This is a genomic window from Pseudomonas parafulva (assembly GCF_002021815.1).
Taxonomy (GTDB): Bacteria; Pseudomonadota; Gammaproteobacteria; order Pseudomonadales; family Pseudomonadaceae; genus Aquipseudomonas; species Aquipseudomonas parafulva_B.
The window spans coordinates 3051492-3075301 of sequence record NZ_CP019952.1 but is presented as its reverse complement, the minus strand read 5'-3'; the positions used below and the strand labels follow the sequence as shown (position 1 = coordinate 3075301).

Annotated in this window: 25 protein-coding genes; 6 read left to right on the top strand and 19 right to left on the bottom strand. The window is 63.6% G+C overall.

The features are described from left to right. Positions 1–95 precede the first annotated feature (95 nt). The 3 genes from dnaX to recR all read left to right on the top strand — a co-directional run bounded on the left by dnaX (position 96) and on the right by recR (position 3271). Complete coding sequence (gene dnaX / locus B2J77_RS13685; RefSeq protein ID WP_078478853.1) at positions 96–2144, top strand: DNA polymerase III subunit gamma/tau; 2049 nt, start codon at positions 96–98, stop codon at positions 2142–2144. A 63-nt stretch (positions 2145–2207) separates the two neighbouring features. Next, the gene (locus tag B2J77_RS13680; protein WP_023535908.1) at positions 2208–2543 is read left to right on the top strand and encodes a YbaB/EbfC family nucleoid-associated protein; all 336 of its coding nucleotides are present in this window, start codon (positions 2208–2210) and stop codon (positions 2541–2543) included. A gap of 125 nt (positions 2544–2668) precedes the next feature. Further along, on the top strand, positions 2669–3271 hold the full coding sequence (gene recR / locus B2J77_RS13675; protein WP_023535938.1) for a recombination mediator RecR: 603 nt from the start codon (positions 2669–2671) through the stop codon (positions 3269–3271). Between the two features lie 92 nt (positions 3272–3363). Here recR and B2J77_RS13670 read toward each other — a convergent pair whose 3' ends face one another. From B2J77_RS13670 to ccoN (B2J77_RS13590), 16 genes are all read right to left on the bottom strand, one after another. After that, a complete protein-coding gene (locus B2J77_RS13670; protein ID WP_023535921.1) occupies positions 3364–3912 on the bottom strand; it encodes an adenine phosphoribosyltransferase in 549 nt (182 codons plus the stop codon). A 54-nt stretch (positions 3913–3966) separates the two neighbouring features. Continuing rightward, complete coding sequence (gene fnrA, locus B2J77_RS13665; RefSeq protein ID WP_058604807.1) at positions 3967–4701, bottom strand: Crp/Fnr family transcriptional regulator FnrA; 735 nt, start codon at positions 4699–4701, stop codon at positions 3967–3969. 178 nt (positions 4702–4879) lie between these two features. Further along, on the bottom strand, positions 4880–6262 hold the full coding sequence (hemN, locus tag B2J77_RS13660; protein WP_058604808.1) for an oxygen-independent coproporphyrinogen III oxidase: 1383 nt from the start codon (positions 6260–6262) through the stop codon (positions 4880–4882). A 175-nt stretch (positions 6263–6437) separates the two neighbouring features. After that, entirely contained in the window at positions 6438–7121 is a 684-nt protein-coding gene (locus B2J77_RS13655; protein ID WP_058638565.1) for a sulfite exporter TauE/SafE family protein, read from the bottom strand. After that, positions 7114–7326, bottom strand: a complete 213-nt coding sequence (gene ccoS / locus B2J77_RS13650) for a cbb3-type cytochrome oxidase assembly protein CcoS (RefSeq protein ID WP_058604810.1) — start codon at positions 7324–7326, stop codon at positions 7114–7116. The genes B2J77_RS13655 and ccoS overlap by 8 nt, the downstream gene beginning before the upstream one ends. Then, positions 7308–9779, bottom strand: a complete 2472-nt coding sequence (locus B2J77_RS13645) for a heavy metal translocating P-type ATPase (protein ID WP_078478852.1) — start codon at positions 9777–9779, stop codon at positions 7308–7310. Before B2J77_RS13645 ends, ccoS begins: the two co-directional genes overlap by 19 nt. 37 nt (positions 9780–9816) lie before the next feature. After that, on the bottom strand, positions 9817–10341 hold the full coding sequence (locus B2J77_RS13640) for a FixH family protein (protein WP_058604812.1): 525 nt from the start codon (positions 10339–10341) through the stop codon (positions 9817–9819). Between the two features lie 14 nt (positions 10342–10355). After that, complete coding sequence (gene ccoG / locus B2J77_RS13635) at positions 10356–11771, bottom strand: cytochrome c oxidase accessory protein CcoG (RefSeq protein ID WP_058638576.1); 1416 nt, start codon at positions 11769–11771, stop codon at positions 10356–10358. A gap of 457 nt (positions 11772–12228) precedes the next feature. Beyond that, on the bottom strand, positions 12229–13209 hold the full coding sequence (gene ccoP, locus B2J77_RS13630; protein WP_078478851.1) for a cytochrome-c oxidase, cbb3-type subunit III: 981 nt from the start codon (positions 13207–13209) through the stop codon (positions 12229–12231). Continuing rightward, entirely contained in the window at positions 13206–13403 is a 198-nt protein-coding gene (locus B2J77_RS13625) for a CcoQ/FixQ family Cbb3-type cytochrome c oxidase assembly chaperone (RefSeq protein WP_058604841.1), read from the bottom strand. Before B2J77_RS13625 ends, ccoP (B2J77_RS13630) begins: the two co-directional genes overlap by 4 nt. A gap of 5 nt (positions 13404–13408) precedes the next feature. Continuing rightward, positions 13409–14017: a cytochrome-c oxidase, cbb3-type subunit II gene (gene ccoO, locus B2J77_RS13620; protein WP_023535925.1), complete on the bottom strand. Its 609-nt coding sequence runs from the start codon at positions 14015–14017 to the stop codon at positions 13409–13411. After that, positions 14017–15459: a cytochrome-c oxidase, cbb3-type subunit I gene (gene ccoN / locus B2J77_RS13615; RefSeq protein WP_078478850.1), complete on the bottom strand. Its 1443-nt coding sequence runs from the start codon at positions 15457–15459 to the stop codon at positions 14017–14019. Before ccoN (B2J77_RS13615) ends, ccoO (B2J77_RS13620) begins: the two co-directional genes overlap by 1 nt. 368 nt (positions 15460–15827) lie before the next feature. Further along, positions 15828–16769: a cytochrome-c oxidase, cbb3-type subunit III gene (gene ccoP, locus B2J77_RS13605; RefSeq protein WP_078478849.1), complete on the bottom strand. Its 942-nt coding sequence runs from the start codon at positions 16767–16769 to the stop codon at positions 15828–15830. Further along, entirely contained in the window at positions 16766–16969 is a 204-nt protein-coding gene (locus B2J77_RS13600) for a cbb3-type cytochrome oxidase subunit 3 (protein WP_058638571.1), read from the bottom strand. Before B2J77_RS13600 ends, ccoP (B2J77_RS13605) begins: the two co-directional genes overlap by 4 nt. 5 nt (positions 16970–16974) lie before the next feature. Next, complete coding sequence (ccoO, locus tag B2J77_RS13595) at positions 16975–17583, bottom strand: cytochrome-c oxidase, cbb3-type subunit II (protein WP_058604818.1); 609 nt, start codon at positions 17581–17583, stop codon at positions 16975–16977. A 13-nt stretch (positions 17584–17596) separates the two neighbouring features. Then, positions 17597–19021, bottom strand: a complete 1425-nt coding sequence (ccoN, locus tag B2J77_RS13590; protein WP_058604819.1) for a cytochrome-c oxidase, cbb3-type subunit I — start codon at positions 19019–19021, stop codon at positions 17597–17599. A 49-nt stretch (positions 19022–19070) separates the two neighbouring features. Here ccoN (B2J77_RS13590) and B2J77_RS13585 point away from each other — a divergent pair, with 49 nt between their 5' ends. Beyond that, positions 19071–19766 carry an alpha/beta fold hydrolase gene (locus B2J77_RS13585; protein ID WP_078478848.1) on the top strand — a complete coding sequence of 232 codons (696 nt, stop codon included), beginning with the start codon at positions 19071–19073 and terminating at the stop codon, positions 19764–19766. A 71-nt stretch (positions 19767–19837) separates the two neighbouring features. Here B2J77_RS13585 and B2J77_RS13580 read toward each other — a convergent pair whose 3' ends face one another. Both B2J77_RS13580 and B2J77_RS13575 read right to left on the bottom strand, forming a co-directional pair. After that, complete coding sequence (locus tag B2J77_RS13580) at positions 19838–20122, bottom strand: pyrimidine/purine nucleoside phosphorylase (RefSeq protein WP_058604821.1); 285 nt, start codon at positions 20120–20122, stop codon at positions 19838–19840. Positions 20123–20212: 90 nt separating this feature from the next. Further along, positions 20213–20758: an exonuclease domain-containing protein gene (locus B2J77_RS13575; protein ID WP_078478847.1), complete on the bottom strand. Its 546-nt coding sequence runs from the start codon at positions 20756–20758 to the stop codon at positions 20213–20215. Between the two features lie 170 nt (positions 20759–20928). On the opposite strand from B2J77_RS13575, the gene B2J77_RS13570 reads away from it, so the two are divergent. Next, entirely contained in the window at positions 20929–21729 is an 801-nt protein-coding gene (locus B2J77_RS13570) for a substrate-binding periplasmic protein (protein ID WP_058638574.1), read from the top strand. Between the two features lie 85 nt (positions 21730–21814). Continuing rightward, complete coding sequence (locus B2J77_RS13565; protein ID WP_058638575.1) at positions 21815–22828, top strand: GNAT family N-acetyltransferase; 1014 nt, start codon at positions 21815–21817, stop codon at positions 22826–22828. Between the two features lie 406 nt (positions 22829–23234). On the opposite strand, the gene B2J77_RS13560 is transcribed toward B2J77_RS13565, so the two are convergent. Next, on the bottom strand, positions 23235–23756 hold the full coding sequence (locus tag B2J77_RS13560) for an RNA polymerase factor sigma-70 (RefSeq protein WP_058604825.1): 522 nt from the start codon (positions 23754–23756) through the stop codon (positions 23235–23237). Positions 23757–23810 lie beyond the last annotated feature (54 nt).

Genomic DNA, 23810 nt, shown 5'->3' with positions numbered 1-23810 from the left:
CCATCGTCGCGCCCGGCCAGTCAGGCAGTGCAATTTTGCCCCCGCTCCGCTAGCATTAGCGCTCTTCCGCTCGATCAGGCTACGATGGTTTTTCGATGAGTTATCAGGTTCTTGCACGTAAATGGCGTCCGCGCTCGTTTCGCGAAATGGTCGGCCAGGCCCATGTGCTCAAGGCCTTGATCAACGCGCTGGACAACCAGCGCCTGCACCATGCCTACCTGTTCACCGGCACGCGCGGCGTAGGCAAGACTACCATCGCGCGCATCATCGCCAAATGCCTGAACTGCGAAACCGGTATCACCTCCACGCCCTGCGGTACCTGCTCGGTCTGCCGGGAAATCGATGAAGGGCGTTTCGTCGACCTGATCGAGATCGACGCCGCCAGCCGTACCAAGGTCGAGGATACCCGCGAGCTGCTGGACAATGTCCAGTACGCGCCGAGCCGTGGTCGCTTCAAGGTCTACCTGATCGACGAAGTGCACATGCTCTCGACCCATTCCTTCAACGCGTTGCTCAAGACGCTGGAAGAACCACCGCCCTACGTCAAGTTCATCCTCGCCACCACCGACCCGCAGAAACTGCCGGCTACCATTCTTTCGCGCTGCCTTCAGTTCTCCTTGAAGAACATGAGCCCGGAGCGTGTGGTCGAGCACCTGAGCCACGTGCTCGAGGCCGAGAACGTGCCGTTCGAAGCCGATGCGCTGTGGTTGCTCGGCCGTGCGGCCGACGGCTCGATGCGCGATGCCATGAGCCTGACCGACCAGGCCATTGCCTTCGGTGAAGGCAAGGTGCTGGCTGCCGATGTGCGCGCCATGCTCGGCAGCCTGGACCACGGCCAGGTGTACGGGGTGCTGCAGGCATTGCTCGAAGGGGATGCACGCGCACTGCTCGAAGCCGTGCGCAACCTGGCCGAGCAGGGCCCGGACTGGGCCGGGGTGCTGGCCGAAATGCTCAACGTGCTGCACCGCGTGGCCATCGCCCAGGCCTTGCCCGAGGCGGTGGACAACGGCCAGGGTGACCGGGAGCGCGTGCTGGCCCTGGCTGCTGCCTTGCCGGCCGAAGACGTACAGTTCTATTACCAGATGGGCCTGATAGGGCGGCGTGACCTGCCCTTGGCGCCCGACCCGCGTGGTGGCTTCGAAATGGTACTGCTGCGCATGCTGGCGTTCCGCCCGGCCGATGCGGACGGGGCCCCGAGGCCGGTGCTAAAGCCAGTGGGGATCAGCCAGGCCACAGCTGATTCCGTCGAGCCGGTGGCGCCCCCGGCAGCGGTTGCCCAACCGGTAAGCGAACCGGTTGCGTCGGCGCCGTCAGCGCCCGTGATCGAGGTGCCTGCACCAGCAACGGCCGACCATGAACCCGAAGCTGAGCGTGACCGCGAACTCGAGGCGGAAATCTCCGCCATCTCGGTGCCTGAGCCCATTGCGCCGGTTGTCGATCTGCCATGGGAAGAGCCTGCCGCACCGGCCGTGCCGGAGCCCCAGCCGGCCCCAGCACCCGTTGCTGCAAAACCTGCGCCTGCCCAACAGGCGCCAGCCCACGATGACGTACCCCCGTTCGATCCAGGTGCGTACGCGTCGGTGGGCATGGACCGCGACGATGAGCCGCCGCTCGACGAAGACTACTATGCTGGCGAAAGCGATCCGGTGGGCTTCAGCTACCTCGATGAGCTGGCCGAGCACGTCCAGGAACAACCCCAGGCCGCCGCCGAGCCGCTGCCCGCTGCCAAGCCGGCGACCGGGCTAGCCTTGCAGTGGCTGGAATTGTTCCCGCAGTTGCCTGTCTCTGGTATGACAGGCAACATCGCGGCCAACTGCACGTTGATCGCCGCCGACGGTGATGACTGGCTCCTGCACCTGGACCCGGGGCAAGGCGCGTTGTTCAACGCCACCCAGCAAAGGCGCCTGAACGAGGCGCTCAACCAGCACCTGGGGCGTACGTTGAACCTGCGCATCGAGCTGATTCGGCCCGAACAGGAAACGCCAGCCCAGGCCGCGGCCCGCAAGCGCCTTGAACGCCAGCATGAAGCCGAGGCGTCAATCGAGCACGACCCGCTGATCCAGCAGATGATCAAGCTGTTTGGCGCCAAGGTGCGGCACGATACTATTGAGCCTGTAGAGGCCCTGGCCAGTCAGGGCCAGTAACGGATAACCATGCGGCCAGCCTAGCGCCAGGCCGCATCACATGACCCAATCGAGGTATTCCCCATGATGAAAGGTGGCATGGCCGGCCTGATGAAGCAGGCCCAGCAGATGCAGGAAAAGATGCAGAAAATGCAGGAAGAGCTGGCCAACGCAGAAGTCACCGGCCAGTCCGGCGGTGGTCTGGTCAGCGTGGTGATGACCGGCCGCCACGACGTCAAGCGCGTGAGCATCGACCAGAGCCTGATGTCGACCGAAGAAGACGACAAGGAAGTGCTCGAAGACCTGATCGCTGCAGCCCTGAACGATGCCGTGCGCAAGATCGAACAGAGCAGCCAGGAAAAGATGGGCGGCATGACCGCTGGCATGCAACTGCCGCCAGGCTTCAAGATGCCGTTCTGAGCATTTGCGTGCCGACGAACCGTCGCTGGTAACAGCGGCGGTTTTTTTATGGCCGCCGTGCCGATTTGACGCCACTCCCCATGGTGGGTATAAACCGCCTCTTAATGACTTGTCAGGCGTTTCCCATGAGCTTCAGTCCTCTCATCCGCCAGCTGATCGACGGCTTGCGCATTCTGCCCGGCGTTGGCCAGAAAACGGCACAGCGCATGGCCCTGCAATTGCTGGAGCGTGACCGCAGCGGGGGGCTGCGGCTCGCCCAGGCGCTGACCCAGGCCATGGAAGGGGTAGGACATTGCCGTCAATGCCGCACCCTGACCGAACAGGACCTCTGCCCCCAGTGTGCCGACCCACGGCGTGACGACACGCAACTGTGCGTGGTCGAAGGCCCGACGGATGTCTATGCCGTCGAGCAGGCTGGCTATCGCGGGCGTTATTTCGTGCTCAAGGGGCATCTGTCGCCGCTCGACGGACTGGGCCCGGAGGCGATCGGCATTCCCCAGCTGATGGCACGCATCCAGGAGCAGGGCACCTTCACCGAAGTCATTCTTGCCACCAACCCCACGGTGGAAGGTGAAGCCACGGCGCACTACATTGCCCAGTTGCTGGCTGAAAAGGGTCTGGTCGCCTCGCGTATCGCCCATGGCGTGCCCTTGGGCGGCGAGCTGGAGCTGGTGGACGGCGGCACGCTGGCCCATGCTTTTGCAGGGCGTCGTCCTATTTCGCTCTGAGGCAGCGATCGGGTTCGACTGGCAGTGCCGTGACAGAGGGCTTCCAGCGGCGAAGTTGATCCTGAACCCCATCGCCGCCCATCCGTCCCCCCTCAGCGCTCGCTGAGGGAAAACTCGGTCAGGCAGAAGGTCGGTACGCCCGCCGCCTGCAAGCGGCGCGAGCCGTCCAGTTCGGGGAGGTCGATGATGGCTGCCGCCTCGAACACCTGCGCACCCGTACGGCGCACCAGGTTGGCGGCGGCCAGGAGCGTACCGCCGGTGGCGATCAGGTCGTCGAAGATCAGTACCGAGTCGCCCTCGCACAGGCTGTCGGCGTGCACTTCTAGGAAGGCTTCGCCGTACTCGGTCTGGTACCCCTCGCTGAGCACGTCAGCGGGCAGCTTGCCTTGCTTGCGGAACAGGATCAGGGGTTTGTTCAGCTGGTGGGCGATGATCGAACCGATCAGAAAACCACGTGCGTCCATGGCGCCGATGTGGCTGAACTCGGCCTCGACATAGCGCTCGATGAACTGATCGGCTACATAGCGCAGCCCGCGCGGCGACTGGAACAGTGGGGTGATGTCGCGGAAGATCACGCCCGGCTTGGGGAAGTCCACTACCGGACGGATCAGGGCTTTGAGGTCGAAGGCGTCGCTGTGCATTGTTGCAGGTATCCTGGGAAAACGAATGGCCCAGTATACCTGCTAATGCAGCCCTCAGGCCTCCATTGCCCCACCGGCCAGCGCGCAAAGCTGGATCGGGTCGAGGATATGCACTTCCTTGCCTTCGGCGCGCAGCAGGCCATTGTGCTGGAAGCGGGTGAACACGCGCGACACGGTTTCCACCGCCAGACCCAGGTAGTTGCCCATCTCGTTGCGCGACATGCTCAGGCGGAACTGGTTGGCCGAATAACCACGGGCGCGAAAGCGCGCCGACAGGTTGACCAGGAACGTCGCGATGCGCTCATCGGCGGTCTTCTTCGACAGCAGCAGCATCATCTGCTGATCGTCGCGAATTTCGCGGCTCATCACGCGCATCAGCTGGCGACGCAGCTGCGGCAACTGCACCGACAGCTCATCCAGGCGCTCGAACGGAATCTCGCAAACGGATGTGGTTTCCTGGGCCTGGGCCGACACCGGGTATGCCTCGGTGTCCATGCCGGACAGGCCCACCAGCTCGCTGGGCAGGTGGAAACCGGTGATCTGCTCTTCGCCGCTGTCGCTCAGGCTGAACGTTTTCAGGGCGCCGGAGCGTACGGCATAGACCGAGCCAAAATTATCCCCCTGGCGGAACAGGAACTCGCCTTTCTTGAGAGGGCGACCTCGCTTGACGATTTCGTCCAGTGCGTCCATGTCTTCCAGGTTGAGTGAAAGGGGCAGGCACAGGGGGGCCAGGCTGCAATCCTTGCAATGGGCCTGGCTGTGTGGGCGCAGTTTGACTGGCTCGGACATTTGACTCGATCCTTGTGGGAAAGCACACATAAGTCGTAAGGGTAACCCACGACATAGGGTGTAGGCCAGTGGCCGCGACCAGCAGGATGACCTGTCAGACCCGCCAGCGCATTGCCCGATCGCCTGTGTGCCAAGGGCCACATGGCCGGGGCGTGGTGAGTGCGGCCAAATGTCTCGCTCAGATCACACGGGAGAACCGTTGGCGATTGTGCATGGCCAGGTAGGCATCGAAGACCATGCACACCGCGCGGGCCAGCAGTCGCCCAGCCGGCAGGATCCGAATGCCCTTGTCGTCCAGGCGAATCAGGCCGTCGCGCTGCAAGGTCAGAAGCTCCGGCCACAGGTCGTTGAAATAGCCACGAAAATCGACGGCGAATGCTTGTTCGATCGGCTCGAAGTCCAGCTCGAAGTGGCAGATCAGCTGCTGGATGACCGCCCGGCGCAGGCGGTCGTCGGGGGTGCACAGCAGGCCACGCTGGGTGGCGAGCTGGGCGTTGGACAGGCTGTCCTGGTAGGTGGCGAGGTCGCTGCTGTTCTGGCAGTACAAATCGCCGATCTGGCTGATCGCCGACACGCCCAGGCCGATCAGGTCGCAGTGCCCATGGGTGGTGTAGCCCTGGAAGTTACGCTGGAGCGTGCCTTCCTCCTGGGCGACGGCCAGTTCGTCATCGGGCAGGGCGAAGTGGTCCATGCCGATGTAGCGGTAGCCGGCAGCGGTCAGTTGCTCGATGGTGGCGTGCAGCATGTCCAGCTTGGCCGCTGCACTGGGCAGCTCCCCGGCTTCGATGCGCCGTTGCGGCATGAACCGTTCAGGCAGGTGGGCGTAGTTGAAGACCGACAGGCGATCGGGCTGCAGGCGGATCACTTCCTCAACGGTGCGGGCGAACCCTTCGGGCGTCTGGCGCGGCAGTCCGTAGATCAGGTCCAGGTTCACCGAGCGGAACTGCAGGGTGCGAGCCGCCTCGATCAAGGTCCGCGTCTGCTCCAGGCTCTGCAGGCGGTTGACGGCGCGTTGCACGGCCGGGTCCAGGTCCTGCACGCCGAGGCTGACGCGATTGAAGCCCAGCTCACGCAGCAGGCCCATGGTCGACCAGTCCGCCTCGCGCGGGTCGATTTCGATGCCATAGTCGCCGGAATCGTCATCGAGCAGGCTGAAGTGCTGGCGCAGCGTGGCCATCAGTTGACGCAGCTCTACGTGGCTCAGGAAGGTTGGGGTGCCGCCGCCAAAGTGCAGCTGCTCCACACGTTGCCTGCTGTCCATGTGGCAAGCCACCAGCTGGATTTCCTGTTCCAGGCGTTGCAGGTAGGGGGCAGCGCGTGCCCGGTCCTTGGTGATGACCTTGTTGCATGCGCAGTAGTAGCAGATGTTGGCGCAGAACGGCACATGCACGTACAGCGACAACGGGCGCACGGCCCGCCGGCTTTCGCGCAGGGCGTGCAGCAGGTCGAACGAGCCCACTTCGCTGTGCAGTTGCACGGCGGTTGGGTAGGAGGTGTAGCGTGGGCCGGCCAGATCGTAGCGGCGGATCAGGTCGGTGTCCCAACGTAGGTCGTCGAGCATGAGGGCGGTCCCCGGAAAGAGCAGCAATGTTCCGGAGTCTAGGGATGTCTGTAGGAATCTGTGTTGATTTGTATCAAGCGCTAAACGGCCTGAGGGCGCTGCGTCTAGCTCAGGCGATGCGCGGTCGTCACGGCTGGTTAGTGGCCATAAGCCATGTGCTGCGCCACCTGGCGCTTCAGTGGCCCATCAGCCAGTGTTGATGAGGCCCGGGCAGTGTCCACAGGCCGAATAGCACCACGAGCATGCCACCGGCCACCCGCACGCTGCGTCGTCTCAACACCCTGTTTACCCGCCCGGCCGCCAACCCGGTGACCAGCAGCACGGGCCAGGTCCCCAGCCCGAATGCCGCCATCAGGGCTGCGCTGTGCAAGGCGTTCCCCTGGCTCGCAGCCCACAACAAGGTGCTGTACACCAACCCGCACGGCAGCCACCCCCAAAAGGCACCCAGCAGCAATGCACGAGGCAGGCTAGAAACCGGAAGCAGGCGCGACGCCACCGGCTGGATGTGCCGCCACAGCCCGCGACCCATGGCCTCGATGCGGGTCAGTCCGCTCCACCAACCGGCCAGGTACAGGCCCATGGCGATCAGCAGCAAGGCGGCCATGGTGCGCAAAACCAGCACTGCAGGGCTGTTGGCCACCGCCCAGCCCGCCACACCGAGCATCAGGCCCGCGACGGTATAGCTGAGCACACGCCCGACGTTGTAAGCCACCAGCAGCCGCAGGCGACGGCCGCGCTGGGCTGGGGGAATGGCCAGGGTCAGGGCGCCCATCAGGCCGCCGCACATGCCCAGGCAGTGACCCCCTCCGAGCAGGCCGAGAACCAGCGCCGAGCCCAGCAAGGGCAGCAGGTCAGCCACGCGTCGGGGGCTCGGGATGGGAATCAGGCGTTTGGTCGGGCGTGACGGCGGCCTGGTGACGGGGATCCTGATCGTCGAAGAGGATGCTGTGAGCGGGGCTTTCGAGGTCGTCGTACTGACCGCTGTCCACCGCCCAGAAGAAGATGTAGACGGCCACGCCGACCAGCAGCAGCGCTGCGGGGATCATCACATAGAGGGCGGGCATGGCAGGTTCCTCGCAGGGGTAGGTGCTGACGCGGCCAGGGCAGGCGCAGCAGCAGGCATACGGGTCAGGCGTAGGGCATTGAGCACCACCACCAGTGAACTGACCGACATGCCGACCGCTGCCCACACCGGGGTGATCCAGCCAAGGGCCGCGAACGGCAGCATGAGGCCATTGTACAGGCTGGCCCACAGCAGGTTCTCGATGATGATGCGCCGAGTGCGCCGCGCCAGCGAGACCGTCTGCACCAGCGCCTGGAGCCGGTTGGAAAGCAGCACCGCGTCGGCGCAGGTCTTGGCCAGGTCAGTGGCACTGCCCATGGCGATGCTGATGTCTGCCGCTGCCAGCACCGGCACGTCATTGACCCCGTCCCCCAGCATCAGCACCTTGTGCCCGGCCTGTTGCAGGGCCTTGAGCCGCGCCAGTTTGTCATCGGGCCTGAGGCCGCCAGCGGCCTCGTCGATGCCCAGTTGCGCGGCCACCTCGCCGACCATCGGCGAGCTGTCTCCGGACAACAGCACCGTACGCCAGCCAAAGGCCTTGCAGGCGGCGAGCAGGGCAGGGGCATCCTCGCGCAGGCGATCGTCCAGCCCGAACCAGGCCAGCGGGCCGCGGCGGTCGCCCAGCAGCAGCCACTGCCCCCGTGGCTCGGGTATCGCCGGCGGCGGTGTGCCGCTCAAAGCGCAGACGAAGCTCGCCTGGCCTATGCGCAGGCGTTGGCCTCCAACCTCGCCCTCAAGGCCCAGACCGGGCACGGCCAGCACACCATCGGCCGGCGTGGCCACCTGACCGAAGGCCCGTGCGATGGGATGCTCGGAGCGGTTTTCCAGGGCTGCGGCCCAGGCCAGGCAGGTGTCGGCCGTTGCACGGCCCAGCGGCCTGATGCTGCGCAAGGTCAGGCGCCCCTCGGTCAACGTGCCAGTCTTGTCGAAAATCACCGTGTCGATCTGGTTCAGGCCCTCCAGCACATGACCGCGTGTGACCAGCAGGCCCAGCTTGTGCAACGTGCCTGTCGCCGCCGTCAGCGCGGTCGGGGTGGCCAGCGACAGCGCGCAGGGGCAGGTCGCGACCAGCATGGCCAGGACGATCCAGAACGCCCGCTGCGGCTCCACTTGCCACCACCACACGCCAATCGCGACGGCCGCCAGCAGTGAACACAACAGGAACACCTGGGAGGCGCGGTCGGCGATCTGGGCCAGGCGCGGCTTTTCGGTCTGGGCGCGTTCCAGCAAGCGCACGATGGCGGACAACCGCGAATCCTGGCCCAGGGCTTGCACCTGCACATGCAGGGCACTTTCCACGTTCAGCGTGCCACCTGTGACCTGATCACCCACCTGGCGAGGTTGAGGCAGGTATTCGCCGGTCAGCAGCGATTCATCGACACTCGAGCGCCCTTGCACGATGCGCCCGTCAGCCGGGATCACCGACCCTGGCAACACCTGCACGCTGTCCCCGCAGCGCAGTTCACTGAGCAGGATGCGCTCGCTGCGGCCCTGTGCGTCGACACGCAGGCAGGATGCCGGCAACAGGTTGACCAGCTGCGCCGTCGCGGCGGCCGTACGTTCGCGGGCGCGCCGTTCCAGGTAGCGCCCGGTCAGGAGAAACAGGGCGAACATGCCGACCGTGTCGAAATACAGCTCGCCGCTGCCGGTCACCGCCGTCCAGATCCCGGCACCGAACGCCAGGGCAATAGCCAGCGAGACGGACAGGTCCATGGTCAGGTGGCGGGTGCGCAGATCACGCGCCGCGCCCTTGAAAAAGGGCGCGCAGCTGTAGAAAACGATGGGAATGGTGAGGAACAAGGCCACCCAGCGCAGGATGGTGTGCAGCTCGGCGGACAGGTCCATGTTGAATTCCGGCCACGTGGCCATGGTTGCCATCATCGCCTGGAACCACAGCAACCCGGCCACCCCCAGCCTGCGCAACGCGCTGCGGTTTTCCCGGCTCAATTGCTCGGCCGCCTGGTCCGGCTGATAGGGGTGGGCGACGTAGCCAATCCGGCGCAGCGCCGCCAGCACCTGCGACAGCGGCAATTGCCGATCGTCCCAGCTCAGCAGCAGCCGATGATTGGACAGGTTCAGGCGCGCTTCGGCCACCCCCGGCAGGTTGCGCAGGTGCTTGTCGATCAGCCAGCCGCAGGCCGCGCAACTGACGCCTTCGACCAACAGCGTGGCTTCGGCCAGCTCGCCCTCGTGCCGCACGAATCGCTGCTGCACATCGCTGCGGTCGTATAGCGCCAACTCGTCTTGCAACTGCCGAGGCAGGGCTTGCGGGTTGGCGCTGTTGTCGCTGCGGTGCTGGTAGTAGTGCTCAAGGCCCCCGGCCACGATCGACTCGGCCACCGCCTGGCAGCCGGGGCAGCAGAAGGCCCGGGGCTGCCCGAGAACCACGGCGGTGAACGCGCGACCGGCGGGGACGGGCAGTGCGCAGTGGTAGCAGGGGGTGGGTTGGGTCATCGCATCATTGCCTTGCACAGGTCGACCGCGAGCACGATCACAGGTGTTGAGCGCCTTGCAGCGCCTCGTCACCCAGCTCTAGGGTCACGCCATGCTCAACCTTCTCTTCTTCGAACAGGCGCCACACCTGATCGCCTTCGCTGCCCAGCAGCTCGACGAAGCGGCGGCCATCGACCTTGTCTTCCAGCTGGCCGACATAGCGCCCCTGTTCGACACGGCTGAGCAGCACCCGGCGGTCCATGGCCGGTTGGGTGGGGGAGATGAGGTTCAGCTCAAGCTTCTGCGGGTCGCTGCTGCCGGTCAGGCGCACGTCTACTTCACCGGTCAGGTCGTCCAGGTGAACGCTGGCCTTGAGCGCCAGTTGCTGGGCCAGCAGCTCCCTGTCCAGGGAGCGGTTGATGCCCTTGCCGGCCTCGTAGTAGTTGTCATTCACCAGGTTGTCCGGGTTGCGCACGGCGATGCTGACCATGGTCAGGCTAAGGCACACCGAGGTGGTCAGGATGCCGATGATGATCCAGGGCCAGAGATGCTTGTACCAGGGGCTGGCGGCGGTGGCAGGCATGGTGTTCATCCTTCTTAGCGAATCTGCGGGCCGATGAAACGGCTCTTGGCTTCAACCTGGGCGTCGCTGTCATCGGCGCTCTTGAGGATGAAGGTGATTTCGTTGGTGGTCGAGGGCAGTTTTTCCGGGGCCACCGACAGTTGCACGGGCAGGCTGACGATGTCGCCAGCGGCCACGCGGATTTCCCGTAAGCCATCAAGCATCAAGTCGGGCAGGCCGGTGGCATCGAGCACGTAGACGTGGTCGCGCTGGTCCTTGTTCATGACCTTGAGGCTATACACGTTTTCGATGCGCCCCTGCGCATTCTCCCGGTACAGGACGCGGTCCTTGCTCACATCCAGGCCTACCAGCGAACGGGTGGCAAAGGCGCTGGCCAGGGCGATGATCATGACCAGCAGCACCACGGCATAGCCGATCAGGCGAGGGCGCAGCAGGTGGGTCTTCTGCCCGGACAGGTTGTGCTCGGTGGTATAGCTGATCAGCCCTTTGGGGTAGTGCATCTTGTCCATGATGCTGTCGCAGGCGTCGATGCACGCGGCGCAGCCGATGCACTCGATCTGCAGGCCATCGCGGATGTCGATGCCCGTGGGGCATACCTGCACGCACAGGGTGCAGTCGACGCAATCGCCCAGGCCCTTAGCCTTGTAGTCCACGTCTTTTTTGCGCGGCCCGCGGGTCTCGCCACGGCGCGGGTCGTAGGACACGATCAGCGTGTCCTTGTCGAACATCACGCTCTGGAAGCGCGCGTAGGGGCACATGTACACGCACACCTGCTCACGCAGCCAGCCGGCGTTGCCATAGGTGGCCAGGGTGAAGAAACCGACCCAGAAGTAAGCCCAGCCGTCTGCCTGGCCCGTGAAGAACTCGACCACCAGTTCGCGGATGGGGGCGAAATAGCCGACGAAGGTCATGCCGGTGACGAAGCCGATCAGCAGCCACAGGCTGTGCTTGGCGAACTTGCGGGCGAACTTGTTGGCGCTCATGGGCGCTTTGTCCAGCTTCATTCGCTGGTTGCGATCACCTTCGGTGACCTTCTCGCACCACATGTAGATCCACGTCCACACGCTCTGCGGGCAGGTATAGCCGCACCAGACCCGGCCTGCGAACACGGTGATGAAGAACAGGCCGAAGGCCGCCACGATCAGAATGCCCGACAGCAGGATGAAGTCCTGGGGCCAGATGGTTGCGCCGAAAATGTAGAACTTGCGTTCCGGCAGGTTCCACCACACCGCCTGATGCCCGCCCCAGTTCAGCCAGACGGTACCGAAGTACAGCAAGAACAAGACCGCACCACCCACCATGCGCAGGCGTCTGAACAGGCCGGTGAAGGCACGGGTGTAGATTTTTTCGCGCGAGGCGTAGAGGTCAACGGAATCCTTTCCTGTGCTGGCAGGCGGGGTTACATCATGTACCGGAATATGCTTGCTCATCATCATGTCCCACGGCAGTGGAGAAATGCCGCGGCCAGTGCATGCCGGCCGCAGTCTCGCGCAATCTGCTAGGCCCTGTGTGAAAAGCCTTGATACTCGGTGATGCTGCGTTGAAAACAGCCTCGGAATGCTCATTTACAACCCGTAAACTCCGCTTCCTCGGCTGTTTTCGCCTTGCCTGACCTTCGTCTCAAGACTCTTCACACAGAGCCTAGCGCTGCGCGGCCATGATACGCCCCTGGCAGACGTTCAGACCGAGGTGCGACCTTTGGCCGCATTGGGTTGATCTTGTGAAACGTGATATGGGAAGTGTCAATTGATCCAGGTCAGGCGGTGACGCATTTGTTGCCCACCTGTTGAACAATCCGGTTGCGCAGAGGGTCAGCGCAACCGGGTCACGAACCCGGTTGCTGAGTTCACGCCTCGCCTGGCTGCCAGCTGCCCATCCAAAATCCCCTCACTCGCTTTTATCGCCTGCCTCTGGCGTGTGCGACAGGCTGTACACGTAAGCGGCCAGCAGATGCACCCGGTCGTTGCCCTGCAACTGCGCCTGCGCCGGCATCTGCCCCTGGCGGCCGTAGCGGATGGTCTGCTGCAACTGGGCAAAGCTCGACCCGTAGATGAACGCCTGCGGGTGCGTCAGGTTCGGTGCGCCCATGGCCGGGGTGCCCTTGCCCTCCGGCCCGTGGCAGGCCACGCAGCTGCTGGCGAAGATCGCCTTGCCCTTGGCTGGGTCGGCATTGATGCCCTCCGGCAGGCGGCGACCGTCCATGTTGGTGAGCACGAAGGCGGCCACATCGGCCACGCCCTGTTCGCCCAGCACCTCGGCCCACGCCGGCATGACCCCGTGGCGCCCGTTCATGATCGAGGCCTTGATGGTTTCCGGCTCGCCGCCCCAGCGCCAGTCATTGTCGGTCAGATTGGGAAAACCATAGGCACCCTTGGCATCGGAGCCGTGGCAGACCGAGCAGTTGGAGGCGAACAGGCGACCGCCCATCTTCAGGGCCTGCGGGTCCTTGGCCACCTCTTCGATGGGCATGGCTGCGAACTTGGCGAAGATCGGCCCGAACCGGGCGTCGGCCTTGGCCATTTCCTTCTCCCATTCGTGCACACCGCTCCAGCCGGCCTGACCGTCCGAGAACTCGGCCTGCTTGTCGTTATCCAGGTACGCATAGCCGGGCAGGATGCCTTTCCAGTTGCCCAGGCCCGGGTACAAGGCCAGGTAGCCCAGGGCGAAGAAGATAGTGCCGACGAACAGCCAGAACCACCACTTGGGCAGCGGGTTGTCGTACTCCTCGATGCCGTCGAACGCATGGCCTACGGTCTCGCTGGTGGTTTCCTCGCGCTGGCCCTTGCGGGTGGACAGCAGCAGCCAGGTCAGGGCGAAGATGGTGCCCAGGGTCAGAACGGTGACGTACACACTCCAGAACGTTGTCATGGTTTCTTGCTCCTGGATGCCTTTTCTTGTGCGTGCTCGACGTGTTGGCGGGCCTGGGGGTCATCGGCAAAGGGGAGTTGGGTCGCTTCGTCGAAATCTTTCTTGCGTCTCGGGCTGAACACCCACAGGGCCAGGCCGATGAAGGCCACCAGCACCACCACGGTGCCCAGGCCGCGAATCATTCCAATATCCATCGCCGTCACCGTTTGCTCTTGATGAGGGTGCCAAGGCCTTGCAGGTACGCCACCAGGGCGTCCATTTCGGTCTTGCCCTTGACCGCATCCCGGGCGCCGGCGATGTCGGCATCGGTGTAGGGCACCCCGAGCGTGCGCAGCACCTGGAGCTTGCGCGCCGTGTCCTTGCCATCGAGGGTGTTTTCCACCAGCCACGGGTAGGCCGGCATCTTCGACTCCGGCACCACGTTGCGCGGGTTGTACAGGTGGGCGCGGTGCCAGTCATCGGAGTAGCGCCCACCGACCCGGGCCAAGTCCGGGCCGGTGCGCTTCGAGCCCCACAGGAACGGGTGGTCCCAGACGCTTTCGCCGGCGACCGAGTAATGGCCGTAGCGCTCGGTTTCTGCCCGGAACGGGCGGATCATCTGTGAATGACAACCCACGCACCCTTCGCGGATGTAGATGTCCCGGCCTTCGAGCTCCAGTGCGGTGCGCGGCTTCATGCCTTCGACCGGCTGGTTGGTCACGTCCTGGAAGAACAAGGGGACGATCTGGGTGAGCCCGCCAATGCTGACGGCGATCACCATGAAGAAGGCCAGCAGGCCGATGTTCTTCTCTACAGCTTCGTGCTTCATCAGTGCGCTCCCACGACAGCGATCTTGGCGGCTTCTTCAGCCTGAATCGGGTTGGCCGCGCGCACGGTGCGCCACACGTTGTAGGCCATCAGCAGCATGCCGCTGGCGAAGAACGCGCCGCCCAGCGCGCGAACGATGTAGCCCGGATGGCTGGCCTGCAGGGCTTCGACGAACGAGTAGGTGAGGGTGCCGTCGTCGTTGATGGCGCGCCACATCAAGCCCTGGGTAATGCCATTGACCCACATCGAGGCGATGTACAACACGGTGCCGATGGTCGCCAGCCAGAAGTGAGCATTGATCAGGCCGATGCTGTGCATCTGCTCACGCCCGTACAGGCGCGGGATCATGTGGTACACGGCGCCGATGGAGATCATCGCGACCCAGCCCAAGGCCCCGGCATGCACATGGCCGATGGTCCAGTCGGTGTAGTGCGACAGCGAGTTCACGGTCTTGATGGCCATCATCGGGCCTTCGAAGGTGGACATGCCGTAGAAGGCCAGTGACACCACCAGAAAGCGCAGGATCGGGTCGGTGCGCAGTTTGTGCCAGGCTCCGGAGAGGGTCATCATGCCGTTGATCATGCCGCCCCAGCTTGGGGCCAGCAGGATGATCGACATCACCATGCCCAGCGACTGCGCCCAGTCCGGCAGGGCGGTGTAGTGCAAGTGGTGCGGGCCTGCCCAGATGTACAGGGTGATCAGCGCCCAGAAATGCACGATGGACAGGCGGTACGAATAGATCGGCCGCTCGGCCTGCTTGGGTACGAAGTAGTACATCATGCCCAGAAAGCCCGTGGTCAGGAAGAAGCCGACGGCATTGTGGCCGTACCACCACTGGATCATGGCATCGGTCGCGCCCGAATAGGCCGAATACGACTTGAACAGGCTGACCGGCAACGAGATGTGGTTGACGATGTGCAGCATCGCGGTGACCACGATGAACGCCCCATAGAACCAGTTGCCGACATAGATGTGCTTGGTCTTGCGCTTGACGATGGTGCCGAAGAACACCGCGCCGTAGGCCACCCAGACAACGGTCAGCAGGATCGCCAGCGGCCATTCCAGTTCGGCGTATTCCTTGGTGGTGGTGTAGCCCATGGGCAGCGTGACCAAGGCCCCGGCGATCACGGCCTGCCAACCCCAGAAGGTGAAGGCCGCCAGGCGATCGGAGATCAGCCTGGCCTGGCAGGTGCGCTGCACCACGTAGTAGCTGGTGCCGAACAATGCACAACCGCCGAAGGCGAAGATCACCAGGTTGGTGTGCAGCGGGCGCAGGCGGCCGAAGCTGGTCCAGGGCAAGTCCAGGTTGAGCTGCGGCCACACGAGCTGCGAGGCGATGAAGACGCCCAGGCCCATGCCGATGATCCCCCACACCACCGTCATGATGGCGAACTGGCGGACGACCTTGTAGTTATAAGCAGTCGAACTGATTGCAGTGCTCATTCTAAGGTTCCACGGTTTTATGTTCTTGTTGGTCGAAATCGGCATCAGTATCGGAAACCCCCTGGGTTACCGCAACGCAACTTTGGTACGCCGACCCGTGTCCAGCCCTGTTCGACAATGGCACGCAGTGAACGGGGGATGCCATGGATTGTACACAAATAAATATTTGTAATGTGTACCGTTTCTCGGTTTTTTCTGATCGAACGGTCAGGCTTTTTCGGACGCCCCCAAAGTTGGCGACAGGGCACCGGGAGGGCGTGTCTTGAGTGAAGTGGGGTGTCGCAAACCGGCTGAGGTGCTAGAGGCGCACAAATGAAAAGCGCCGCTAAAGCGGCGCTGTAGGGCGGGGCTGGAAGACGAAGAGCGCGTTACTTGACCGTTACGCCTTGGGCTGCATCGCCCTGCGAGAGGCTGTAGACGTAGGCCGCCAGCAGGTGCACCTTGTCATTGCCCTGGATCTCGGCTTGCGCAGGCATCTGGCCCTGGCGACCATAACGAATGGTCTGTTGCAGCTGGGCGAAGCTCGATCCATAGATGAAGGCCTGCGGGTGGGTCAGGTCCGGCGCACCCATGGCAGGGGTGCCCTTGCCCTCAGGTCCGTGGCAGGCCACGCAGTTGCTCGCGAACAGCTCCTTGCCCTTGACCGGGTCGGCCTTGACGCCTTCGGGAAGCTTGCGCCCATCGAGGTTGGTCAGCACGAACGCTGCCACATCCGATACGCCCTGTTCACCGATCACCTCGGCCCAGGCCGGCATCACGCCGTGACGGCCGTTCATGATCGACGCCTTGATCGTTTCAGGCTCACCGCCCCAGCGCCAGTCGTTGTCGGTCAGGTTGGGAAAGCCATAGGCGCCCTTGGCATCGGACCCGTGGCAAACCGAGCAGTTGGAGGCGAACAGGCGGCTGCCCATCTTCAATGCCTGCGGATCCTTGGCCACTTCTTCCACGGGCATGGCGGCGTACTTGGCGAAGATCGGGCCGAATTTGGCGTCAGCCTTGTCCATCTCCTTCTGCCATTCGTTAACACCGGTCCAGCCATCCTCGTAGCCCGGCAGGATGCCTTTCCAGTTGCCAAGGCCCGGATACAGCACAAGGTAGCCTGCGCTGAAGACCAGGGTGCCGATGAACAACCAGAACCACCACTTGGGCAGCGGATTGTCGTATTCCTCGATGCCATCGAAGCTGTGCCCCATGGTCTGGTCGGTCGTGCTGTTGCTCTGGCCCTTGCGGGTGCCGAGCAACAGCCAGGTCAGGCCGATCAGGCTGCCGATGGTCAGTACGCTGATGTAGGTACTCCAGAAGGCGGTCATTGTGCTTTGCTCCTCGCAGCTGCACGGGTTTCAGGTGCCTGCTCGACAGAAGGCAGGCGGTCGTCGACGAAGGGCAGCAGGCGCGCTTCGGCGAAGTCCCGGTCGCGGCGCCGGTTGAATACCCACAGGCTCAAGCCGATGAAGGCGATCAACACCACCAGGGTGCCCAGGCCGCGGATCATGCCGATGTCCATTTCCATCGCATTCACCTCTTGTTCTTGATCGAGGTGCCCAGCACCTGCAGGTAGGCAACCAGGGCGTCCATCTCGGTCTTGTTCTTGACCGCCTCGCGCGCGCCGGCAATGTCTTCGTCGGTGTAGGGCACGCCCAGGGTGCGCAGCACGCGCATCTTGGTGTCGGTGTGGCTGTTGTCGACCTGGTCGGCCACCAGCCACGGATACGATGGCATCTTCGACTCCGGTACCACGTTGCGCGGGTTGTACAGGTGCGCCCGGTGCCAGTCGTCCGAATAGCGCCCGCCGACCCGCGCCAGGTCTGGCCCGGTGCGCTTGGAGCCCCACAGGAACGGGTGGTCCCATACGCTTTCACCGGCAACCGAATAATGACCGTAGCGCTCGGTCTCGGCGCGGAACGGGCGGATCATCTGCGAGTGGCAGCCCACGCAGCCTTCGCGAATGTAGATGTCACGGCCTTCGAGTTGCAGCGCGGTGTAGGGCTTCATCCCCTCGACCGGCGTATTGGCTACGTCCTGGAAGAACAATGGGACGATCTGGGTAAGGCCGCCGATGCTGACGGCGAAGACCATCAGCAAGGCCAGCAGGCCGACGTTTTTCTCGATGACTTCATGTTTCATCAGGCAGGTCTCCTCAAGCCAGCTGGGCGTTCGCAGGGACGGTATCCAGCGCTGGCGAACGCACCGTGCGCCAGGTGTTCCAGGCCATCAGGAACATGCCGCTGAGGAAGATCGCGCCACCGACGAAGCGCACGACGAAGCCTGGATGGCTGGCCACCAGGGTTTCGACGAACGAGTAGGTGAGCGTGCCGTCGCTGTTGACAGCGCGCCACATCAGGCCCTGGGCGATGCCGTTGACCCACATCGAAGCGATGTAGAGCACGGTGCCGATGGTGGCCAGCCAGAAGTGCGCGTTGATCAGCCCGATGCTGTACATGCGCTCTTTGCCGAAGACCTTGGGGATGGTGTGGTACAGGGCGCCGATGGAAATCATCGCTACCCAGCCCAGGGCGCCGGCATGCACGTGGCCGATGGTCCAGTCGGTATAGTGGGACAAGGCGTTGACAGTCTTGATGGCCATCATCGGGCCTTCGAAGGTGGACATGCCGTAGAAGGCCAGGGAAACCACCAGGAAGCGCAGGATGGGGTCGCTGCGCAGTTTGTGCCAGGCGCCGGACAGGGTCATCATGCCGTTGATCATGCCGCCCCAGCTTGGAGCCAGCAGCACCAGCGACATCACCATGCCCAGCGATTGAGCCCAATCAGGCAGGGCGGTGTAGTGCAGGTGGTGAGGGCCTGCCCAGATGTACAGGGTGATCAGCGCCCAGAAGTGCACGATCGACAGGCGATAGGAGTACACCGGGCGTTCGGCTTGTTTGGGCACGTAGTAGTACATCATGCCCAGGAAGCCTGCAGTCAGGAAGAAGCCCACGGCGTTGTGGCCGTACCACCACTGCACCATGGCATCGGTGGCCCCGGCGTAGACCGAGTAGGACTTGGTCAGGCTGACAGGCAGCTCCAGGTTGTTGACGATGTGCAGCATCGCCACGGTCAGGATGAAACCGCCGAAGAACCAGTTGCCCACATAGATGTGCTTGGTGTTGCGTTTCATCAGGGTGCCGAAGAACACCACGGCATACGCCACCCACACGATGGTGATCAGGATATCGATCGGCCATTCCAGTTCGGCGTATTCCTTGGAGCTGGTGTAACCCAGCGGCAGGCTGATGGCAGCCAGCAGAATCACCAGTTGCCAGCCCCAGAAGGTGAACGCGGCCAGGCGTGGCGCGAACAGGGTGGTCTGGCAGGTGCGTTGCACCGAATAATAGGAGGTGGCGAACAGCGCACAGCCGCCAAACGCGAAAATCACCGCATTGGTATGCAGTGGGCGCAGGCGGCCGAAGCTGGTCCAGGGGAGATCGAGGTTCAGGAAAGGCCAGGCAAGCTGGGCGGCGATGAAGACGCCGAGCCCCATCCCGACGATTCCCCACACCACCGTCATGATGGCGAATTGGCGGACCACCTTGTAGTTATAGGCGGTACTGCTGGTTGTGTTCATGTATGGGTTCCCATCCACGGTTATTGGCAGGCTATAGAGCGAGGCAAGCATGAGTAATGGGCAAAATGCCTGCATTGACGGGGATCAATGGGCCAAGGTCGGAAATGTCCCAGGCTTGCGCTGCACACCTGAACACGGGGTGTACAGTGAGCCGTATCGGACCTGCCTGATCCTTGCCCATGGCGCCGGGGCGCCGATGGACAGCGGGTTCATGGAGCAAATGGCGCAAAGGCTTGCGTCCCGTGGCGTAGCCGTGGTGCGCTTCGAGTTCCCGTACATGGCCCAGCGTCGGCACGGCGGCAGCAAAAGGCCACCCAATCCGCAGCCTGCCTTGCTGCAATGCTGGCGCGAGGTGTACCAACAGGTGCGACCCTTGGTCGCGGGCAAATTGGCGATCGGCGGCAAGTCGATGGGCGGGCGCATGGCCAGCCTGGTGGCCGACGAGCTGGGAGCCGATGCACTGGTGTGCCTGGGCTATCCGTTCTATGCAGCAGGCAAGCCGGAAAAGCCACGGGTCGAACACCTGGCAGGGTTGCAGACCCCGACCTTGGTCGTACAGGGTCAGCGCGATGCCTTGGGCAATCGGGAGGCGGTCGAGCGGTACACCTTGTCACCTGCGATCGAGGTGCAGTGGCTGGCGACGGGCGATCATGACCTAAAGCCCCTGAAGGCTTCCGGGTTCAGTCATGAACAGCACCTGCAGGCAGCGGCCGACAAGGTGGCGCGATTTCTGAATGGGCAATGACGATGCGCGGTGAGCGGGCCCGCGTTCATCAAGGGTGGCGGCCGAGTGAAGGTACTCGGCCTGCGGCAGGCTTAGTCGCGGTACTCGCAGAGGTAGGCCGTTTCGACCTTGACTTGCAGCTGGAACTTGCTGTCGGCCGGCACGTTGAACTGGGTGCCAGCAGCGAAGGTTTCCCAGGCGTCGCTGCCTGGCAGCTTCACGATCAGCGCGCCCGAGACCACGTGCATGATTTCACGCTTGGCCGTGCCGAACTCGTATTCACCAGGGGCCATCACACCGACGGTGGCCGGGCCTTCTTCGCCAGTGAAAGCGATCGACTTGACGGTGCCGTTGAAGTACTCGTTGACCTTGAACATGGGCGACTCCAGTAACAGAAGAGGGCAAAAAGGCTGGCCAGTATGCCCAAGGCCACTGGCGCCGTCATCCGCTTTGAAAGGCGCCGCCCGTCAACCGTTAGGCAGGCTCAACGGCAGCAGGCGCGCAGTGTTGCGCGCGTCTTCCAAGGCCCGGTGCTGCTGGCCGCAAAAGTGCATGCCGGCCATGTGCAGGGCACTGTTGAGCCCGGTGGGGCGCTGCAGGTGACGGGCCTTGGCAAAACGCTGCTTGAGGTTGATGTGCGGCAGTGCCCGCAGCGCGCTGTCCAGGCCATGTTGCCGCCACTCCTGGAGCAATTGCACACGGTCGTAGTCGCCCCAACTCACCCAGGCCTGCAACTGCGCCTGATGGTGCGCTAGCCACCGTTCGAAACTGGGCCACACCTCGGTAAAAGGGGCGGCCGAGTCCACGTTCGCCTGGCTGATGTGGGTCAGCTCGCGGCAGAACGGCGTCAGCTGAGGCCGCCTGCGTGGCCGCACGAAACGCTGAAAATGGTCGACCTCGCGGCCTTCGCCAGTCACCAGGCTCGCGCCGATTTCAATCACTTCCATGTCTGCGACCGGCCATCCGCCGTCGTCTGTCGTCGCTTCCAGGTCGATCACCAACCAATGGCCCATGTCAGGCTCCCTTCCAAATCTTGCTTGAGCGTAGCCAAAGTCCTGCCACCCGACACCCCTGGCATTTTGCCGCCTGCTTTGGCATAAAGAGCGCGGCCCGGCGGTTGTGCCGGGTCCGGAAAGCGCCTAGCGTAAGCGGATTCCGTTCTTGCATGTGATGAGTGTTCGTTTTGACCCTAGCGCCCGGCCTCAAGGTCCTGTCCGCACTGTTTATTTCTGCCGCCTGCTGGCTGGCGCCGTCGGCACGGGCCGTGGAGCGGGTGGAGGTCAGGGTTGGGGCTGCTCATTTTCCGCCGTACACCGTGCGTCCCGAGCAAGGTGCGGGCACTGGCCTGCTGGCGCAGTTGATCGACGCGCTGAACCTGTCGCAACCCCGTTATCGCTTTGTGCTGGTGCCCACCTCGGTGCAACGACGCTTTGGCGACCTGCTGCAAGGCCGCACCGACATGGCGGTGTTCGAGAACCCGCAATGGGGTTGGGCGCAGGTGCCGCACGAGGCGGTGGACATGGGCCTTGAAGATGCCGAAGTGTTCGTGGGGCGTACCAGCAGCCTGGCCGACCCGCACTATGTGGATGACCTGCAGGGCAAGCGCCTGGCCATGTTCAACGGCTACCACTATGCCTTTGCAGGGTTCAATCCCGACCCCAGCTACCTGCGCAAAGCCTTCAACGCTACCTTGACCTACTCCCACGACAGCAACCTGCTGATGGTGCAGGCCGGTCGCGCCGACATCGCGCTGGTGACGCGCTCGTACCTCACCGACTTTCTGGCCCGTAACCCCTCCAGTCAGGGCCGGCTGGCGGCATCGGGGCGTATCGATCAGGTCTACCACCACTATGCCGTGCTGCGTGCAGGTGGGCCGTTGTCAGCCACTGCTTTCACCGGGTTGCTGCAGGCGCTGCGCGAGAAGGGCGAGCTGGCGCGCATTTTCGAACCCTATGGCATCACGGTCACTGCCGGGCGCCCGTAGCCCCGTCAACGGCAGCGGCTAAATCCGGGGGAGCTGGCATCGTCTTGCAGAGTGAGCCTTCCTTTCACGTCACCGAGTATCGCCCATGCCCTCAGATGCCGCCTTGCAGACAACCCACACGCCACGCTGGCGCAGCCTGAGCGCCGAGCAGCGCGACGGTTTGCTGTGCCTGTCGCTCGAAGCTCGACCCTTGATCACCTTGCGTGTGCACACTTACGGCACTCCAGTGGTGCAGGTGGAATACGTCTGCTCGCAGCGGCCCTACCAGGCGCAGTGGGCGGCGTGCTACTGGCTGTTGTCCCAGCACGCCACCTGCCAGACGTTGACCTGGCAGCTGCATGAAGTGCCCACCCAGGCGTTGGCCTCTGGCTTGTTGGTGAGCGGCGAGCAATCGGGGCAGTACTTGTGCGAGCGGGCATTGTTCTGGCAGTTGCCTCAGCCGTGGCTGGGTGATGCGCAGACCGCGGTGTACCCGCAACAGATGCGCATCACCGCTGGTAAACGACACCCGCTGCGAGCGCCCAAGCCACGAGGCGAAGTGTACCGGCGCTTCGATGCGCGGCTGGGCAGCTGGGTATCGCTGCGCACCCTGGACATCGAGCACGACCTTGAGCGCTTTAACCGCTGGCAGAACGAGCCGCGGGTAGAGGCGTTCTGGCAGGAAGGGGGGAGCCTGGCGCAGCACCGCGAGTACCTGGCCAAGCTCGAAGCGGACCCCCATACCCTCACGCTGATCGGCTGCTTCGATGATCAGCCGTTTGCCTACTTCGAGGCCTATTGGGCCAAGGAAGACCGCATCGCCCCGTTCTACCAGGCCGACGATTATGACCGTGGCATCCACATGCTGGTGGGCGAACAGCAGCACCGCGGCCCGCATAAGGTCGCCAGTTGGCTCTGCGCGCTGGTGCACTACCTGTTCCTGGACGACCCGCGCACCCAGCGCGTTGTCGCCGAGCCGCGTGCCGACAATGCGCGGATGATCGGCTACATGCAGGACCAGTGCTTTCACTGCGACAAGGAATTCGACTTCCCGCACAAGCGGGCGGCGCTGATGATTCTGGGGCGGGAGCGGTTTTTTGATCGTTGTGCTTTGATTTGAGTGTGGTACTGAAGGCGGTCAAACGACTACCTGGCCTCGCACTTGAAACCAGTGATTTTGCGGATGCGCCCCGGCAAGGCCGCTCCCTGGCATTTAGCTATAATGCTCACATCTCTGGGGCTGCTGCGCAGCCCATCGCGGCACTAGGCCGCTCCTACCGTGATCGTGGTATGGCCGAAGTAGCGCGATTGCGGAGGCAACTGCCTTTGACCGCATCTGAGGGCCAGCGAACCCCCGTATGGGAGCGGCCTAGCCGGAGCGCCGGACCGGCCGCGATGGGCCGCGCAGCGGCCCCGGCAATATCAGCCGCGGAGCTGAAATCCTGGGGCTGCTGCGCAGCTCATCGGGGCCGGTCCGGCGCCCCGGCAATGCCGCAGCGAGTCATCCAATCACCTTCCCGCCGTTCCTACCGCGTCATCTTCCTGCAATGCACCATCGCATCGCGAATCATGAAGTTGACCAGGGTAGGGGAGACGCCCAGCTCCTTGGCGATGTCTTTCTGCGGTACCCCATGCAGGCGGTACATTTCGAACGCATAACGCGTGCGTGGCGGCAGGTCGTTCAGCGCGCGGGCGATGTCGTCCAGGGCCGCAAGGTTGATGTGGGTGGCTTCGGGCGAGGCGTTCTGCAGGACGACGTTCAGCCCTTCTTCCTCGCTGCCGGCGTATTTCAACTCCATCGCCTGCTTGCGGTAATGGTCGATGGCCAGATTGCGTACGATCTGGAACAGATAGCTCAGCTGCGCCTTGAACGAAGAGGTGATCTGCGGAGCGCTGCCGAGCCTGAAGAAGGCATCCTGCACCACATCTTCGGCCCGCGAGCGGCAGCCGGTGATGCGAGCGGCAATCTTGAGCAAGATGCTGCGGTTTTCTACGAAAGCTTGGAGCAGTGGTGAATCGCACTTACTTGTGGACAGTTGTTCCGCCATGGAAATCACCTGGATGCAAAGGGTAAAGAGCGCGTTGAGGTGTAGGACGCGTCC